Origin of the sequence: Streptomyces sp. APSN-46.1, from assembly GCF_022815725.1 — a bacterium.
GTDB lineage: Bacteria > Actinomycetota > Actinomycetes > Streptomycetales > Streptomycetaceae > Streptomyces.
In genome coordinates this window covers 355,986-371,736 of sequence record NZ_JALGRF010000002.1, presented here as the reverse complement: position 1 = coordinate 371,736, position 15,751 = coordinate 355,986, and the positions used below count along the sequence as shown (strand labels likewise).

Here is a 15,751-nt window from a genome sequence, read left to right as displayed (position 1 = left end):
CGCATTACTGCGTCCCGGCCCCCTCAGAACCGTGCTTGCACCTTTCAATGCACACGGCTCAAGCTCACCCTGCGGGCGATGTTTCAACGGGCCGTCTGCCGTCTTTCGCATGGTGCTGTCGATGGCATTCGGCGTGCAAGAGACGGAAGTTGGTCTTCTCGTCCGAACCGCCGTCGCGTCGGTAAACGAAGTGATGCTTATGAAGCATCTTCATCGACGCCGCGAACCAGTTCACCCACTCGCGTGGGCTGTCCGGTTCGTACTCGGCTCCGACAATGAGGGCCTGTTTGCAGAGTGGGCAGAGCCCCTTCTGCTTGTACGCCAGGTACAAGCTCAGCTTGTCCATAGGCGGAGGGGCCTTCTTGCGTCGTCGGTTGCGCCAATACTCGCTCAGGGCTGGATTGTCCGGAGACGCCGAGCCCTTGACTTGCGCATGGCGGACGATCTTAGTCCAGCTGAACTTCGGGAGATAGGCACCGCTCACGCGGTCCCCGAACACCCATTTATCATTCCTGGATTTATCGAATCGACCGAAGTACCTGTTGGCTACCCAGGTCCTCGTCTTCCTTGGATGACCTCGTCGCGCCCATTCCCATGTCAGTTTCCACACATAGTGGTCGAGACTCGCGAAAGTTTGCGACGAGACCGCCTTCCGATAGTAGGCCGACCAACCCCGAATGATCGGTGTCAGCGCACGCAGCATTCCGGCGGCGTTGGATCCGTACAGGCCCTTCACCTCTGCGCTGAGCCTCTTCCGGATTCTCTTGACGGCATCCTTGCTCGGTTTGACCAACAACTTCCCGTCACCATAGCGGCGGATATTGAAGCCGAGAAAATCGAACCCTTCACTCATGTGGACGATCCGGGTCTTCTCCTCATTGAAGCGGAGCCCCCTTGGCTTCAACCAGTTGGTCAGCTTTTCCTTGACCTGCTCTGCCTCTTTCTTGCTGTGGCACATCGCCACGAAGTCGTCGGCGTAGCGGATCAGGATCGGTGTGCCTGGGGCAGCCTTCGGCTCGTACGATTTCGCCTCAGCTCCCCAGTACCGGCATCCGGCTGCCTCTTCCATCCCGTGGAGCGCCACGTTCATCAGCAGCGGGCTGATCACGCCCCCTTGCGGGGTCCCGTCTTCAGTCGGGGTGAACCGACCTTCCTCGACCACGCCGGCCTTCAACCAACCACGGATCAGCCCCCTGCCGGGGAACTGTCCTACGGCTGCCATCAGCTTGTCGTGGTCGATTCGGTCGAACGCCGCTGCCAGATCCGCATCCAGAACCCAGAGGCGCTTGGCAGACTTCCTCGCTGTCGCACCGAAAATGGCTTCTACTGCGTCGTGACATCCTCGTCCCGGTCGAAAACCATACGACCGAGACTCGAACCGGGCTTCCCATTCGGGTTCCATCGCGTTCTTGACCCTGGCCTGAATGGCTCGGTCTCGAATGGTCGGAATTCCGAGTGGGCGCTGCTTCCCGTTGCTCTTTGGGATGTGTACCCGCCTGACCGGACTGGCTTTCCAGGGTTCGACTCGGTGGACCTCTGCCGCGAGGTTCCACCTCGTCTTTGGCGTGAGCGCCTTCTTCCTGTCCACACCAGCGGTCTTACGGCCCGTGCTTAGCTGAGTCACCCGCCGGACACTCGTGAGAGTGTTGGAATGGCTTCGCAGCATGAGCTTCTGGAGGTTCCTGACCTTCGGCCAGTCCTCCTCTTCCACCGCCCTGAAGATCCTTTGCCTCAGTCGCCGTACCTCTTCTTCGCACTGACTCCAGTCAACCTGGCGCCAGAGTCCGGAAGCGTCCTCGGGTCCGTTCACCAGGGCACGCGACGTGCCTGTCATGGTTCATCGCCTCCCTGGCGTCAAACTTGTCCCTCGGTTCGGGTTTCCTTGCACTTTCACTTCAAGGTTCACCAGACCCACGTCTGCTCCCTTTCGAGCCGGGGACGATCCCCGTATCCGGCGGGTTATACGGGACGCGCCCCGTTTTCCCCTTCCCTTTCGGGTACCGGCTTTTGCTTCTTGGGTCTTCCTGTCCAGCTGAGGGGTTCCGCTTCCCTTACGGTCGGCCTACCAGGTTCCTGGACCTCAACTGGGTTTCCACGTTCCGCACCGTCAAGATGCGTTCGGGGAGGGTGCCCTCTCTGCCCCGTGGCCAGTGGTGCTCGCAACCTTCGGCTCCGAATCCGTAGGTCCACCTGATGCTTCTCTGCATCCAGGCCATCGACCGCCGCTGTCGCTTGGTATCGGGCGGCTTACATTCACGAGGCTTTACATGAGGGTTCGCTCTCGCTCACCCGTCCGAACTACCCCTCGGCCTGTGGCGCCAGACACCTTGACGCCCTTGGGCCTTGAGTGCCCAGCTTCACACCCCGCCGTTGCCAGCGACGCATGTGGACATGGGGTCGGGCCTTGAGCACTGGCCCGGAGGGTGACCGCGAGGCGGGCACCCCCACTTGGGCGGTGCGACCTCGTGTCGCACCCGGTAGTTGTAGCGAAGCTGCACACCCAGCACCGTAGACATGGGGCGCGGTCTCATCTGCCCTGCGACCGGAAGTGGCGGCAAGAGCTCCGCTCATGCAACTTATTGTCACAAGAGCGGTAACAGTCCCGCACTGAACCACACCCTGCGGTCCCGGCCGCCTCGGGCTTCCGTCAGGATGTGAGGAACAGATAAGCAAACCTCACAGGGGGACGCGGGCATGAGCTACAACCAGCCGGGGCCGTACGGCGGCCAGCAGCCGCAGCAGCCGCAGCAGCCGGGACCGTACGGCGGCCAGCCGGGACCGTACGGGCAGCCCCCTCAGGCCCCCCAGCCCGGATACGGCTACCCGCAGCAGCCCCCGCAGGGCGTCCCGCCGCAGGGCTACCCGCAGCAGCCGCCGCAGGGTTACCCCCAGCAGCCTCCGCAGCCTGCCTACGGCTACCAGCAGCCCCCGTACGGCGGCGTGCCGCAGCAGCCGAAGAAGTCGAAGGCCGGAGTCGTCATCGCCGTGGTCGTCGCGGTCGCGGTGATCGCGGGCGGCGGCTGGTACTTCCTGGGCGGCGGCGGCGCGGGCGGCTCCGTGTCCGCGGACACCAAGGGCTACAAGCTGGTCGCGCCGGAGTCGGTGGACGACTTCAAGAAGAACCCGGAGTACAAGGAGCCTGATTTCAGCGACAAGGACCGGAAGGAGGCCGAAGCGGCGGGCGTGAAGAACCCCGTCCAGGTCGGCATGGATTACCGGTCCGGGGACCCGAAGAACCCTCTGTCGGCCAAGGGCGTCAACTTCAAGGGCGTCTACGGTGAGCTCGCCGATCCGGAGAAGTCGGTGGACGCGAACTTCGCGATGGCCAAGGTGAACGCCAGCAAGGACAGCAAGGAGTTCACGGCCGAGCTCGTCGGCAGCCCCAAGGAGATGAGCCCGGCCGGCTTCAAGGGCGCCGTCATGAAGTGCCAGGAGGTCAAGATGACCTCGAAGAAGACGGACCCGTCCTACAAGGGCCCCAAGGAGATGACCGTTCCGGTCTGCATCTGGGGTGACTACAGCACCCTGAGCATGGTGACGGCGACGGACGTGGCCTCCCTGCTCGCCGGCAGGCCGGGCTACACGCTGGAGCAGACCGCGGAGATCACCGCGAAGCTCTACAACACCGCCCGCGTCAAGAAGTAACAACCGCGGCGAACATGCAGAAGGGGCGCCCCCGGTCGGGGGCGCCCCTTCTGCGTGTTCTCTCCGCGGCCAGCGGCTACGCGGACTTTTCCTGCGGGCCCTGGTCCTTCGGGACGATGCGGGGGACCAGGGTCGGGTTGACGTTGGAGCGGACCACGTCCGAGGTGATGACCACGCGGGCCACGTCCTTGCGGGACGGGACCTCGTACATCACCGACATCAGGACCTCCTCCATGATGGCGCGCAGGCCGCGCGCGCCCGTCTGGCGGAGGATCGCCTGGTCGGCGATGGCTTCGAGGGCCTCGCGCTCGAAGTCCAGCTCGACACCGTCGAGTTCGAACAACCGCTGGTACTGCTTCACCAGGGCGTTGCGCGGCTCGATGAGGATCTGGAGCAGGGCCTCGCGGTCCAGGTTGTGGACGCTCGTGATGACCGGGAGACGGCCGATGAACTCGGGGATCATCCCGAACTTCACCAGGTCCTCCGGCATGACCTCCTGGAACTGGTTGCTCGCCTCGATCTCGCGCTTCGAGCGGATCGTCGCCGCGAAGCCGATGCCCTTGGCGCCCGCACGCGACTCGATGATCTTCTCCAGGCCGGCGAAGGCGCCGCCCACGATGAAGAGCACGTTCGTCGTGTCGATCTGGATGAACTCCTGGTGCGGGTGCTTGCGGCCGCCCTGCGGCGGGACGGAAGCCGTCGTGCCTTCCAGGATCTTCAGGAGGGCCTGCTGCACGCCCTCACCGCTCACATCGCGGGTGATCGACGGGTTCTCGCTCTTGCGGGCGACCTTGTCGATCTCGTCGATGTAGATGATCCCGGTCTCGGCCTTCTTGACGTCGTAGTCGGCCGCCTGGATCAGCTTGAGCAGGATGTTCTCGACGTCCTCGCCGACGTACCCGGCCTCCGTCAGCGCCGTCGCGTCGGCGATGGCGAACGGGACGTTGAGCATGCGGGCCAGCGTCTGCGCGAGGAGCGTCTTGCCCGAGCCCGTGGGGCCCAGCAGCAGGATGTTGGACTTCGCGAGCTCGATCGCGTCGTCCCGGCCCTGCGCGCCGCCGTTCTCGCCGGCCTGGACCCGCTTGTAGTGGTTGTACACCGCGACCGAGAGGGCCTTCTTCGCCGGCTCCTGGCCGACGACGTAGCTCTCCAGGAACTCGTAGATCTCGCGAGGCTTGGGGAGTTCCTCCCACCGGACCTCGGAGGTCTCCGCGAGCTCCTCCTCGATGATCTCGTTGCAGAGGTCGATGCACTCGTCGCAGATGTACACACCGGGTCCTGCGATGAGCTTCTTCACCTGCTTCTGGCTCTTTCCGCAGAACGAGCACTTGAGCAGGTCGCCGCCGTCACCGATGCGTGCCACGAGGTGCTTCCCCTTCGCCTGGGAGACGCTTGGTTCAGCGCTCCTGGTGCCTCATATCCGACGGTACCTTGCCGGGGGCCCCGTTCGGGGCCCCCTTGACGTGGTTCACATCGCCGAATGTGACGACGTGCCCACGCCAACTCTGGGCAAGGATCAGACCGCGGTGCTCTTGCGGGTGGAGATGATCTGGTCGATCAGGCCGTAGGCGAGCGCGTCCTCGGCCGTGAGGATCTTGTCGCGCTCGATGTCGTCGCGGATCTTCTCGATCGGCGTCGTGGAGTGCTTGGCCAGCATGGTCTCCAGCTGGTCGCGCATCCGGAGGATCTCGTTGGCCGCGATCTCCAGGTCGGAGAGCTGCTCACGGCCGGTGCCGCCGGAGGGCTGGTGGATCAGCACGCGGGCGTTCGGCAGGGCCATGCGCTTGCCGGGGGTGCCGGCGGCGAGCAGGACCGCGGCGGCGGAGGCCGCCTGGCCCATGCAGACCGTCTGGATGTCCGGCTTCACGAACTGCATCGTGTCGTAGATCGCCGTCAGCGCGGTGAAGGAGCCGCCGGGGCTGTTGATGTAGATCGAGATGTCGCGGTCCGGGTCCATCGACTCCAGGCACAGCAGCTGCGCCATGACGTCGTTGGCGGAGGCGTCGTCGATCTGCACGCCGAGGAAGATCACGCGCTCCTCGAAGAGCTTCGCGTACGGGTCGTACTCGCGCACGCCCTGCGAGGTGCGCTCGACGAAGCGCGGGATGACATAGCGGTTGTCCACCTGCGGGCCGGTGTAGAGGCCGTTGGCGCTGGCGGAGAAGTTGTTCTGCATCTGGGTGTTCACCATCCTGGTGGCGTTCTGCGGGCTGAGGCTTGCCCGTTGCGGGCTGGCGTACGAGAGGTCGCGCGCCGGGATCAGGCCCCGGTGCCGCCGCCGCCCGGGACCAGGGACGCGGCCGAGATGATCTCGTCGATGAGGCCGTAGTCCTTGGCCTCCTCCGCCGTGAACCAGCGGTCGCGGTCGCCGTCGCGGATGATCGCCTCAACGGTCTGGCCCGAGTGGTGGGCGGTGATCTCAGCCATGCGCTGCTTGGTGCGCAGCAGGTACTGGGCCTGGATCTTGATGTCCGTGGCGGTGCCGCCGATGCCGGCGGAGCCCTGGTGCATCAGGATGTCGGTGTTCGGGAGCGCGAAGCGCTTGCCCGCGGTACCGCCGGTGAGCAGGAACTGGCCCATGGAGGCCGCCATGCCCATGCCGATGGTGACGACGTCGTTCTTGATGTACTGCATGGTGTCGTAGACGGCCATGCCCGCCGTCACGGAGCCACCGGGGCTGTTGATGTACAGGTAGATGTCCTTGTCCGGCTCGGCGGCCAGGAGAAGGAGCTGCGCCGTGATCTTGTTCGCGATCTCGTCGTCGACCTGCTGCCCGAGGAAGATGATCCGCTCGCTGAGCAGCCGGTTGTAGACATGGTCACCGAGGCCGCCACCGATGGACGGCTCACCCGCGGCGTAAGGCATCAGATTCGTCACGTATCCACCTGCTCGTCTCCGACGGCCATGTGCCGTCTCAGCGTCTCGTTCTGGGGCGCGGACCGGCCGGTGCGGACGACGTCCGCCGGCGTCGGGTAATCCCGTGCCCTCGTATTCATGGACCCTAACGCGCAGGTCGGACAACGCCATCCCGCTTCCCGAACTGTTCGCTCGGAGCGCAAGGTACGGGACCCCTGCGAAAGAGGCGGAGAAGGGCGGAGACGGCGCGGCGCGGGCATGCCGAAGGGCCCGGACGCGGCTGCGTCCGGGCCCTTCGGGGCACTGCTCAGTGGGCTTCGCCCCGGGTGTTACTTGGCCTCGTCGGCCGCGCCCTCGGCGTCGCCCTCGACGTCGCCGTCAACGGCGGCGTCGACGACCTCGACGGCCGTCTCGACCTCGTCCTCGTCGTCGGAGAGGTCGACGACCTCACCGTTGGTGTCGGTGACCTTGGCGGCCTCGACGACGACCGCGAGGGCCTTGCCGCGGGCGACCTCGCCGACCAGCATCGGGACCTGGCCACCCTCGACGACCGCCTGGGCGAACTGGTCGGGGGACATGCCGGAGGACTGGGCACGGCGCATGAGGTGCTCGGTGAGCTCCTCCTGGTTGACGCCCAGCTTCTCCTTGTTGACCAGCGCGTCGAGGACGAACTGGGTCTTGATGCCCTTGATCGCCTGCTCGGAGGTCTCGGCGTCGAACTCCTCGACCGTCTTGCCCTGGAACTCCAGGTACTTCTCGATGGTCAGACCCATCTGGCCGAGCTGGTGGTGCTCCAGGTTGTGCTTGCGGGTCTGGACCTCGTCCGCGAGCAGCTTCTCGGGGATCGGGACCTCGACGAGCTCCAGCAGCTTCTCCAGGACGCGCTCCTGGGCCTGCGTGGCCTGGTCGTACTGCTTCATGTTCTCGAGGCGCTTGCGGCTGTCCGCCTTGAGCTCCTCAAGGGTGTCGAACTCGCTCGCCATCTGCGCGAACTCGTCGTCCAGCTCCGGCAGCTCGCGGGCGGAGACCTTGGTGACCTTGACGGTGACCTCGGCGTCCTTGCCCTCGGCGGAGCCGCCCTTCAGCTGGGAGGTGAAGGTGGCCTCGCCACCGGCCTCCAGGCCCTTGACGGCGTCGTCGATGCCTTCGAGGAGCTCGCCCGAGCCGATGGTGTACGAGACGTCGGAGGCGACGCCGTCCGGCAGCACCTCGCCGTCCACCTTGGCTTCGAGGTCGATGGTGACGACGTCGCCGTCCTGCGCCGCGCGCTCGACGTCCTTGGTGGACGCGAAGCGGGCGCGCAGCTGCTCGACCGACTTCTCGATGTCCTCGTCGGAGACCTCGATGGCGTCGACCTCGACCTCGATGCCGGAGTAGTCCGGGATCTCGATCTCGGGGCGGACGTCAACCTCGGCGGTGAAGGCCAGCAGCTCGCCGTCCTTCAGCTCCGTGATGTCCACGTCGGGCTGGCCCAGCGGGTTCAGGTCGGCCTCGTTGACCGCCTCGGTGTAGAACTTCGGGAGAGCGTCGTTGACGGCCTCCTCCAGCACCGCACCGCGGCCGAAGCGCTGGTCGATGACCCGGGCAGGGATCTTGCCCTTACGGAAGCCCTTCACCGTGACCTGCTGGTTGATCTTCTTGTACGCCGCGTCGAGGCTGTCCTTGAGCTCCTCGAAGGGCACCTCAACAGTGAGCCGAACCCGAGTCGGGTTCAGGGTCTCCACGGCGCTCTTCACGGTTCGGTCTCCTTGTGGCTGACTGTTGGGGGATCTGCCGTCACGCTGCGATTCAGCGGTTCAGCGGACTTCGGCCCGGTACATCAGACACACGGGCACGCAGCTTGCATAGTAACCGCAAGCGGCAATCAGCCCACAACGCGATCTTCGTGACGACAGTCGTGATGACAGTGATGATGGTCGGGGTGGCCGGATTCGAACCGACGACCTTCCGCTCCCAAAGCGGACGCGCTACCAAGCTGCGCCACACCCCGTCGGTGCGACACGTAGGGTACATGCCCGAACGCCCTCCGACATGACGTGGTCGCGCGCAGTTCAATGTGGTGTGCACTCCACCTGTGCGACCCGCTAGGATGCTGTGCGTGCCGCGGTCCTCGACCTGCGGCGCGCCTGTTGCGGGTGTAGCTCAATGGTAGAGCACTAGTCTTCCAAACTAGCTACGCGGGTTCGATTCCCGTCACCCGCTCTGAACGTCAAAGGGCCAGGTCAGAGGATGTTTCCTCCGCCTGGCCCTTCGTCGTTCCCGGGTCTCGTCGCTAGAGCTTGATGCCCGCGATGGTGTCCGCGAGGGAGTTCAGGAAGCGGTTGACGTCCGGGGCGATGGAGCTGGACGCGAGGAAGAAGCCGAAGAGGACCGCGACGATCGCGGGGCCGGCCTTGAGGTGGTTGCCGCGGATCAGCACCACCAGGATGACCGCCAACAGAACCACCACTGACAGCGAAATGGCCACTACTGATCACACCTTCGGTCGTCCCCTGGTCGGCCCGGGGCGTACGGCCACGCGCGCCCCCACATGGACCATCCTCCCACCAACGGGCCCTGGGTATCCGCCTCGTGACGAATCGGCATCGTCACCTTTCCGCCAATCGCATCTGCGCCGGGCATATTTCGGGCGCGGGGGCGACGGTCATGGCGCGGTGAGGCCGAGGAGGGAGCGGACATACGCGTACTTCGCGGACAGCCGGTCGCGGGTGGGCCCGTCGAGGGCGGAGAGCCGCGCGGGATCGGCGTTGTGCGCGAGGTCGGCCTCCTTGACCAGGAGGGCTCCCGGCGTGGCGAGGATGCGGGCCGTGTACGCCTCGACCGGCTCGCCCGGGCGCTTGGTGAGCGCCAGGACCATGTCCTTGACCGGCTGCGGGAGATCGGCGGATTCAAGCCAATCGGGGGTGAGCGCGTCGTCCTCGATGGCGTCGTGGAGCCAGGCCGCTGCCTGCTGCTCGGCGCTGCCGCCGCGGACGCGGACGCCCTCGGCGACTGCCGCGAGATGCTCCCCGTAGGGCCGGCCGGCCTTGTCGGTCTGGCCCTCGTGCGCGGTGCGGGCGAGGGCTTCGACCTCCATGAGGGTCATGGATCCGCTCGTCATGCGATCTCCCTTGCTGCCATACGGAGAGCCTCGGCGGCCCGGCGTACATCCGCCTGCGTGGTACGCCAGTTGGAGAACGCCGCGCGCAGCGCCGGGGTTCCCGCGAGGACGGTGGGCGTGACGAACACCTCCGCCGCGGCGGCTTCCCGGAGCGCGGCGAGGCGGGCCGCGGTGGGGTCTTCCGCGAGGGTGAAGCAGACGACGTTCAGCCGGACCGGGGCGAGCAGGCGGAAGGCCGGGTCCCCGGAGAGTTCCGCGCCCAGCGCCCGGGCGCAGGCGATGTCGCGCTCGACGATCTCCCGGTGGCCCTGGCGGCCGTACGCGCGAAGGGTGAACCAGGCGGCGAGGGCGCGCAGCCGGTGGGAGTTCTCCGGGGTGAGGTGGACCAGGTCGGGGTGGTCGCCGAGGGGCCCGAGGTAGGCGGCGGAGTTCTGGAAGACGCGGGCCTGGAGGTCCTGGCGGCGGGTGAACTGGACGGCGCTGTCGTAGGGGACGTTGAGCCATTTGTGGAGGTCGACGCAGAGGGAGTCGGAGGCGTCGAGTCCGGCGGTGAGAGGGGCGTGGTCCGGGGAGAGCGCGGCGAAGGCGCCGAAGGCGGCGTCGGTGTGCAGCCAGAAGTCGTGGCGCTCCTTGAGCGCGGCGACGGCGCGGAGGTCGTCGAAGTCGACGGTGTTGACGGTGCCGGCGTTGGCGACGACGACGGCCGGGCCGGGGGTGTCGGCGAGGGCCCGGTCGAGGGCGGCGGGATCGACGGCCTCGCGGCCGGGGAGGGTGGGGACGGGGACGAGGGAGTTGCGGCCGAGGCCGAGCACGGAGAGGGCCTTGGCGATGGAGGAGTGGGGGGCGCCGGAGAGGACCCGGACCGGGCCGAGCGCCGCCGCGCCGTCTTCGGAGGGGGAGACTCCGAGCCGCTCGCCGAGCCATTCCCGGGCGATGGCGAGGCCGGTGGTGTTGGACATGGTGGCGCCGCTGACGAAAGTGCCCGCGTGTTCCGGGCCGAGGTGGAAGAGCTCCCGGAGCCAGCCGACGGTCTCCCGTTCGAGGTCCTGGCCTGCGCCGTCCAGGGCGGAGTTGGAGTTCTGGTCGTGGGCGGCGGTGAGCCAGTCGCCGGCGAGGGCGGCGGGGGTGGCGCCGCCGGTGACGAAGCCGAGGTACCGGGGACCGGCCGAAGCCGACAGGCGGGGCTCCCAGCGGTGGCGGAAGGCGGCGAGGGCGGCGGCCGCGCCGGTGCCGTGCTCGGGGAGCGGCTCGGGGTCGTGCGGCGCGGCGGCCGCCGCCGGTACGACGACGGGGCGCGCGTCCAGCGTCTCCAGGGCAACGGCTGCGGCGCGGCGGGTGGCCTCCAGGAGTTCGGGGAGGCGGGCGAGATCGGCGGCGAGCGTACGGTCCATGGCGGCACCGTAGATCGCGCGGCGGGGTGGGGGGCTGGCCAATCCGGGGTGAGTGGCCCGCCCGGCGGGGGCGGCTCGTAGAGTCGACGGATGATCGCGGAGCGGTGGGTACGGGGACTGGTCGGGGGCGTGATCGTCCTGGGGGCGGTGGCGGGGTGCGATGTGCCGCCCCCGCCTGAGGCGGCGCCCGGGCCGACGGCGCCGACCCGGGCGGCCGGGCCGGGCCGGGCGGCGAAGCCGAGCGCTCCGGCCGGGGCGCCGCGGACCGCCTCGCGGGAGCCGTGCCCGGCGGGCGGCGTGCGCCTGCGCGAGGGCGGCGGGGACGCCGCGATGGGGCTCCGGGTGGCGGGCGTCGAGCTGGTCAACTGCGGCGCGGAGCCGTACGTACTGGAGGGCTACCCGGAGATCCGCCTGCTGGACAAGGACGGGGCGCCGGTGGAGGTGGCGGTCGGCACCGGGACGAACGGCGTCACAACCGCCGTGCCGAGTGTGGAGGCCTCCCCGCAGAGGATGTCGCTCCGCCCGGGAGGCGAGGCGTCGACCACGCTGGTGTGGCGGAACACGGTCACCGATGTGACGGTGCCGGCGGTGGAGGGCTGGGAGGTGGAGATCGTGCCGCGCCCCGGCGCCCCCCGGGTGAGGCTCAGGCTGACCCAGCCGATCGATCTCGGGAACACCGGAAAGCTCGGGTTCGGCCCGTGGATCGAGCGGGGCACGCGGTGACTTCGCGGAGGTCTTGGGGCGGCTGAGCGAGCGCGGGCGTGACGTACGGCACTCCGTGCTGGCGGCCGAGCGGGCGACGGTGCTGCGGCGGCTGAGCGCGCGGGAGGGCTTCGCGGTATTCCGGCTCGACGGGGGGCCTGGAGGCGCTCCGCGCGCCGGAGTTCGCGTAGCGGCTGACCACGGGCCGGCTGACCGTGCCGCAGGTGGCCGACCGTATGGACGCCTGCGTCGCCCGGCGGGGTCGCGTCCGGCGCGCGCTGGGATGTCCCGGTCCGCGCCGCGGGCGGTCCGGGACACGAACGCGTGCGCGGCCGGCGGCAGCACAGAGGTCCGGGCGGGGTGGCGCACGCCCCGCCGTGCGGTCGCGGCCCGATGTGGGCGGTCATGTGGGCGGCGATGGTCGCGGCGGAGGCGGCCGGGAGGCGGTCCGCGATCAGGCCGTCGACGGCGGGGGCCTGATCCCGCCCACCCTCACGCTCGTCCTCGCGCTGCCGCCGCCAGCTCCGTCGGAGCCCCATGGTGTGCCGCCTTCCGCGTTCGCCGTGCCCGCCGCTGTGACGCCGCTACGGAGGCGCGGCGGGCCCGGGCCATCGCGGAACCCGGGGGGGCGGTGGTCGGGACGACGCCACCGACCGGCTCAGGTGGACCGGCGGATGAGCAGGAGCGCGCGGTCGTCGTTGACGTCCTTGGCGACCTTCTCGATCAGGTGCCAGGCCGCGCCCTCCCAGCCGGCGGCGACGTAGCGGTCGGCTTCGCCCGTGAGGCGGTCGATGCCCTCGCTGATGTCGCGGTCGGCGGTCTCGACGAGGCCGTCGGTGAACAGCATCAGGACGTCGCCGGGGCGGAGGTTTCCGCGCGCGGGTGCGAACTCGGCGCCGTCGTAGACGCCGAGCAGCGGGCCCTCGCCGGACTTCTCCTCCCAGCGGCCGGTGCCCGCGGAGAGCTGGAGGGCGGGGAGGTGGCCGGCGGACAGGAGTTCGTAGTCGCCGGTCCGCAGGTCCAGGACGAGGTGGATGGAGGTGGCGAAGCCCTCGTCCCAGTCCTGGCGGAGCAGGTAGCCGTTCGCGGCGGGCAGGAAGCCCTCCGGCGGCAGCGCGCCGAGCAGCCCGCCGAACGCGCCGGACAGGAGCAGGGCGCGGGAGCCCGCCTCCATGCCCTTGCCGGAGACGTCGGTGAGGACCACCTCCAGGGTCCGGCCGCCGTTCGTCCGGGCGGCGACCACGAAGTCGCCGGAGAAGGACTGGCCTCCGGCCGGGCGCAGGGCCATCTCGCGGTGCCAGCCGCGCGGCAGGGCGGGCAGCTTGCTCTGGACCCGGATGCGTTCGCGCAGGTCGAAGAGCATGGTGCCGCCGCGCCGCCAGGGCACCCCGACGCGGCTGCGGAACTGTGCGATGACCAGTCCGAAGAATCCGCAGGCGGCGACCACGAGCACGGTGCCCGGCGTGACCCGGGCCGGTCCCTGGGTGTACGGCCCGAGGACCAGGGACTCGACGATCAGGGCGCCCGCGGAGGCCGCGTACAGCCCGAGCAGGCTGGCGGGCCGCAGCAGGAGCCCGCCCGCCACGATGGGCAGGACGAGGGCCGAGGCCGAGAACCACACGGGCAGCATCAGGGTGCCGCAGGTGATGGCGGGGATGGTCAGCAGCAGCCCGCCGAAGGCGAGCCAGTCGGAGGCGTCGCCGCGGAAGTAGTCGACGGCGGATTTGCGCAGGGCGGTGCGCGCCCGGTGCGACATCATGCGCGTCCGGGCCATGAGCGTCTCCACGCGTGCTCCGGCCATTGCTTCGGGACCCTATCCATCCTGGCTGTGCGCGCGCAGAGGTACCCCCGGACCTCCGTCACATCTGCACTCGAAAACCCTTCGACGTCGATGGCATGCCCGGGCAACGATGGGCGAATGGCTCTTGAGATGCGCACTTTGAGGCTTGACGAGTGGGATGTCTGGTTCGATCATCTGGAACTGACGTTCGGTGGCGTGTTCATGTCCCCTCAGGGGCGCGAACTCTTGCGGACCCTGACGGAAGCCGACCGCTCGCTCGGCGTCTGGGACGACGGCACCTGCGTGGGCTCGGCCTCGGCCTACAGCTTCCGCCTCTCGGTGCCGGGCGGGGCACTGGTGCCCGCGGCCGGCGTCGCGATGGTGGGCGTCGCACCGACGCACCGCCGCCGCGGGGTCCTCACGTCGATGATGCGGCGCCAGCTGGACGACGTCCGGACGGGTGGCGAGCCGCTCGCCGTGCTGACGGCCTCGGATCCGGCGATCTACGGGCGTTTCGGCTACGGCACGGCGGCGTACGCCCTGGCCGTGGAGATCGACACGACCCGCGTACGGCTTACCGTGCCGCCGGGCACGGACGAGGTGCGGCTGCGGCTCGCCGATCCGGAGAAGGCGCTGGCCGACTGCGAGCAGGTGTACGCGGAGCTGGTTCCCGGGCGGCCCGGGATGCCGGCCCGGCAGGCCGGCTGGGAGCGGCTGGCGCTCGTGGATCGGCGGGTGGGCGGGGAGGGCGCTTCCCCGCTGACGTGCGTGGTCGCGGAGCGGGCGGACGGTGAGGTGGCCGGGTACGCCCGCTACCGGGTCAGGCCGGATTGGAGCCCCTCCGGTTCGGACGGCAAGGTCGAGGTCCTCGATCTCGACGCGCTGGACCCGGCGGCGACGGCCGCGCTGTGGCGCTACCTGTTCGAGATCGACCTGACCTGGACCGTACGGGCCGCCAAGCGGCCGGTGGACGATCCGCTGCTGCACCTGGTCAGCGACGTCCGGAGGTCGCGGCCGCGTACGGGCGACGCGCTCCACGTACGGCTGGTGGACCTGCCGGCGGCGCTGGAGGCGCGGACGTACGGGGCTCCGGTGGACGTGGTGATGGAGGTCGAGGACGCGTTCTGCCCGTGGAACGAGGGGCGGTGGCGGCTGGCCGCGGACGGGAAGGGGGTGGCCCGCTGCGCCCGGAGCGAGGACCCCGCCGATCTGGCGCTGTCCGTACGGGACCTCGGCTCCGCCTACCTGGGAGGGATCACCCTGACCTCCCTCGGCGCGGCCGGCCGGGTACGCGAGCTGCGCCCGGGCGCGCTGACGGAGGCCTCCCGGGCCTTCGCCGGGGACGTGGCCCCCTGGCTGCCGCACGGCTTCTGACCCCGGGTGCCGGCCCGGAGCCCGGCCCGGGCGTCGGCCCGGTGCGAGCCCGGGGTGCGAGCCCGGACCCCGGCCCGGGCTCCGGCCAAGGCGCGGCTAGCGCTGCTGGCAGTCCGGGCACCAGAAGAGGTTGCGGGCGGCGAGGTCGGCGGTGCGGATCTCGCCCCCGCAGATGTGGCAGGGCATGTTCGCCCTCCGGTAGACGTACACCTCGCCCCCGTGGTCGTCCACCCTCGGCGGGCGGCCCATGGCCTCGGGCAGGTGCTCGTCGCGGACGGTGTCGATCCGGTTGTTCCGTACGCCCTCGCGCATCAGGACGGCCAGATCGAGCCACATGGCGTCCCACTCGCCGCGCGTGAGGTCCTTGCCGAGCCGGTACGGGTCGATGCCGTGCCGGAAGAGGACCTCCGCGCGGTAGACGTTGCCGACTCCCGCGATCACCTTCTGGTCCATGAGCAGGGCCGCGACGGTGGTGCGGGAGCGGGAGATCCGCTTCCAGGCCCGGTCGGGGTCGTCGGCCGGGCGCAGCGGGTCCGGGCCGAGCCGGTCGTGTATCGCCTTCTTCTCGCCCTCGCCGATCAGCGCGCAGACGGTGGGGCCGCGCAGGTCGGCGTAGTGGTCCTCGTTCAGCAGGCGCAGCCGGACCGTGTCGGCGGCCGGCGGCGCGGGGGCGGGGCCGAAGCCGAGCTTGCCGAACAGGCCGAGGTGGATGTGGATCCAGGCGTCGCCCAGTTCGAGGAACAGGTGCTTGCCGTGTGCCTCGGCGCTCTCCAGCTCACGCCCGTCGAGCAGGGCCGCGCTCTCGGCGAAGCGGCCCTGCGGGCTGCTGATCCGGACCGTGCGCGCGGCGAACCGCTCGGTGTGGTCCTGGGCGAGGCGGTGGATCGTATGCCCCTCGGGCAC

The 15,751-nt window shown here is 69.3% G+C and carries 13 protein-coding genes and 2 tRNA genes; 4 read left to right on the top strand and 11 right to left on the bottom strand.

What is annotated here, in order from left to right; all coding sequences use genetic code 11:
* Nucleotides 1-64: 64 nt before the first annotated feature.
* Nucleotides 65-1,834: a group II intron reverse transcriptase/maturase gene (gene ltrA / locus MTF65_RS08285; protein WP_243627703.1), complete on the bottom strand. Its 1,770-nt coding sequence runs from the start codon at nt 1,832-1,834 to the stop codon at nt 65-67.
* A gap of 860 nt (nt 1,835-2,694) precedes the next feature.
* Here ltrA and MTF65_RS08280 point away from each other — a divergent pair.
* Entirely contained in the window at nt 2,695-3,645 is a 951-nt protein-coding gene (locus MTF65_RS08280; protein WP_243627701.1) for a hypothetical protein, read from the top strand.
* A gap of 76 nt (nt 3,646-3,721) precedes the next feature.
* Here the strand turns inward: MTF65_RS08280 and clpX are convergent, their stop codons facing one another.
* The 5 genes from clpX to MTF65_RS08255 form a co-directional block, all read right to left on the bottom strand.
* Complete coding sequence (gene clpX, locus MTF65_RS08275) at nt 3,722-5,008, bottom strand: ATP-dependent Clp protease ATP-binding subunit ClpX (protein ID WP_243627700.1); 1,287 nt, start codon at nt 5,006-5,008, stop codon at nt 3,722-3,724.
* A 153-nt stretch (nt 5,009-5,161) separates the two neighbouring features.
* Entirely contained in the window at nt 5,162-5,836 is a 675-nt protein-coding gene (locus MTF65_RS08270; protein WP_279398787.1) for an ATP-dependent Clp protease proteolytic subunit, read from the bottom strand.
* Between the two features lie 68 nt (nt 5,837-5,904).
* Complete coding sequence (locus MTF65_RS08265; RefSeq protein ID WP_308407125.1) at nt 5,905-6,522, bottom strand: ATP-dependent Clp protease proteolytic subunit; 618 nt, start codon at nt 6,520-6,522, stop codon at nt 5,905-5,907.
* 308 nt (nt 6,523-6,830) lie between these two features.
* A complete protein-coding gene (gene tig, locus MTF65_RS08260; RefSeq protein WP_243627699.1) occupies nt 6,831-8,237 on the bottom strand; it encodes a trigger factor in 1,407 nt (468 codons plus the stop codon).
* Between the two features lie 177 nt (nt 8,238-8,414).
* Nucleotides 8,415-8,491 (bottom strand) — tRNA-Pro (locus MTF65_RS08255).
* A gap of 141 nt (nt 8,492-8,632) precedes the next feature.
* Between MTF65_RS08255 and MTF65_RS08250 the strand changes: the two genes are divergently transcribed.
* Nucleotides 8,633-8,703 (top strand) — tRNA-Gly (locus tag MTF65_RS08250).
* Nucleotides 8,704-8,773: 70 nt separating this feature from the next.
* On the opposite strand, the gene MTF65_RS08245 is transcribed toward MTF65_RS08250, so the two are convergent.
* The 3 genes from MTF65_RS08245 to MTF65_RS08235 form a co-directional block, all read right to left on the bottom strand.
* Complete coding sequence (locus MTF65_RS08245; protein ID WP_243627698.1) at nt 8,774-8,968, bottom strand: hypothetical protein; 195 nt, start codon at nt 8,966-8,968, stop codon at nt 8,774-8,776.
* Nucleotides 8,969-9,145: 177 nt separating this feature from the next.
* On the bottom strand, nt 9,146-9,601 hold the full coding sequence (locus MTF65_RS08240) for an HD domain-containing protein (protein ID WP_243627695.1): 456 nt from the start codon (nt 9,599-9,601) through the stop codon (nt 9,146-9,148).
* Nucleotides 9,598-10,992: a pyridoxal-dependent decarboxylase gene (locus MTF65_RS08235; protein WP_243627694.1), complete on the bottom strand. Its 1,395-nt coding sequence runs from the start codon at nt 10,990-10,992 to the stop codon at nt 9,598-9,600. Before MTF65_RS08235 ends, MTF65_RS08240 begins: the two co-directional genes overlap by 4 nt.
* A gap of 90 nt (nt 10,993-11,082) precedes the next feature.
* Between MTF65_RS08235 and MTF65_RS08230 the strand changes: the two genes are divergently transcribed.
* Nucleotides 11,083-11,715 carry a DUF4232 domain-containing protein gene (locus MTF65_RS08230; RefSeq protein ID WP_243627693.1) on the top strand — a complete coding sequence of 211 codons (633 nt, stop codon included), beginning with the start codon at nt 11,083-11,085 and terminating at the stop codon, nt 11,713-11,715.
* Between the two features lie 637 nt (nt 11,716-12,352).
* Here the strand turns inward: MTF65_RS08230 and MTF65_RS08225 are convergent.
* Complete coding sequence (locus MTF65_RS08225; RefSeq protein WP_243627692.1) at nt 12,353-13,495, bottom strand: PP2C family protein-serine/threonine phosphatase; 1,143 nt, start codon at nt 13,493-13,495, stop codon at nt 12,353-12,355.
* Between the two features lie 117 nt (nt 13,496-13,612).
* Here MTF65_RS08225 and MTF65_RS08220 point away from each other — a divergent pair, with 117 nt between their 5' ends.
* The gene (locus tag MTF65_RS08220; protein WP_243627690.1) at nt 13,613-14,848 is read left to right on the top strand and encodes a GNAT family N-acetyltransferase; all 1,236 of its coding nucleotides are present in this window, start codon (nt 13,613-13,615) and stop codon (nt 14,846-14,848) included.
* Nucleotides 14,849-14,944: 96 nt separating this feature from the next.
* Here MTF65_RS08220 and MTF65_RS08215 read toward each other — a convergent pair whose 3' ends face one another.
* Nucleotides 14,945-15,751 (bottom strand): Fpg/Nei family DNA glycosylase, encoded by an 807-nt coding sequence (locus tag MTF65_RS08215; protein ID WP_243627689.1) that lies wholly within the window; start codon nt 15,749-15,751, stop codon nt 14,945-14,947.

What these genes read in the sequence shown, in the direction of transcription:
- ltrA (WP_243627703.1), bottom strand. Translation starts at nt 1,834, where the DNA reads ATGACAGGCACGTCGCGTGCCCTGGTGAACGGACCCGAGGACGCTTCC.
- MTF65_RS08280 (WP_243627701.1), top strand. Translation starts at nt 2,695, where the DNA reads ATGAGCTACAACCAGCCGGGGCCGTACGGCGGCCAGCAGCCGCAGCAG.
- MTF65_RS08270 (WP_279398787.1), bottom strand. Translation starts at nt 5,836, where the DNA reads ATGGTGAACACCCAGATGCAGAACAACTTCTCCGCCAGCGCCAACGGC.
- MTF65_RS08240 (WP_243627695.1), bottom strand. Translation starts at nt 9,601, where the DNA reads ATGACGAGCGGATCCATGACCCTCATGGAGGTCGAAGCCCTCGCCCGC.
- MTF65_RS08235 (WP_243627694.1), bottom strand. Translation starts at nt 10,992, where the DNA reads ATGGACCGTACGCTCGCCGCCGATCTCGCCCGCCTCCCCGAACTCCTG.
- MTF65_RS08230 (WP_243627693.1), top strand. Translation starts at nt 11,083, where the DNA reads ATGATCGCGGAGCGGTGGGTACGGGGACTGGTCGGGGGCGTGATCGTC.
- MTF65_RS08225 (WP_243627692.1), bottom strand. Translation starts at nt 13,495, where the DNA reads ATGGCCGGAGCACGCGTGGAGACGCTCATGGCCCGGACGCGCATGATG.
- MTF65_RS08220 (WP_243627690.1), top strand. Translation starts at nt 13,613, where the DNA reads ATGGCTCTTGAGATGCGCACTTTGAGGCTTGACGAGTGGGATGTCTGG.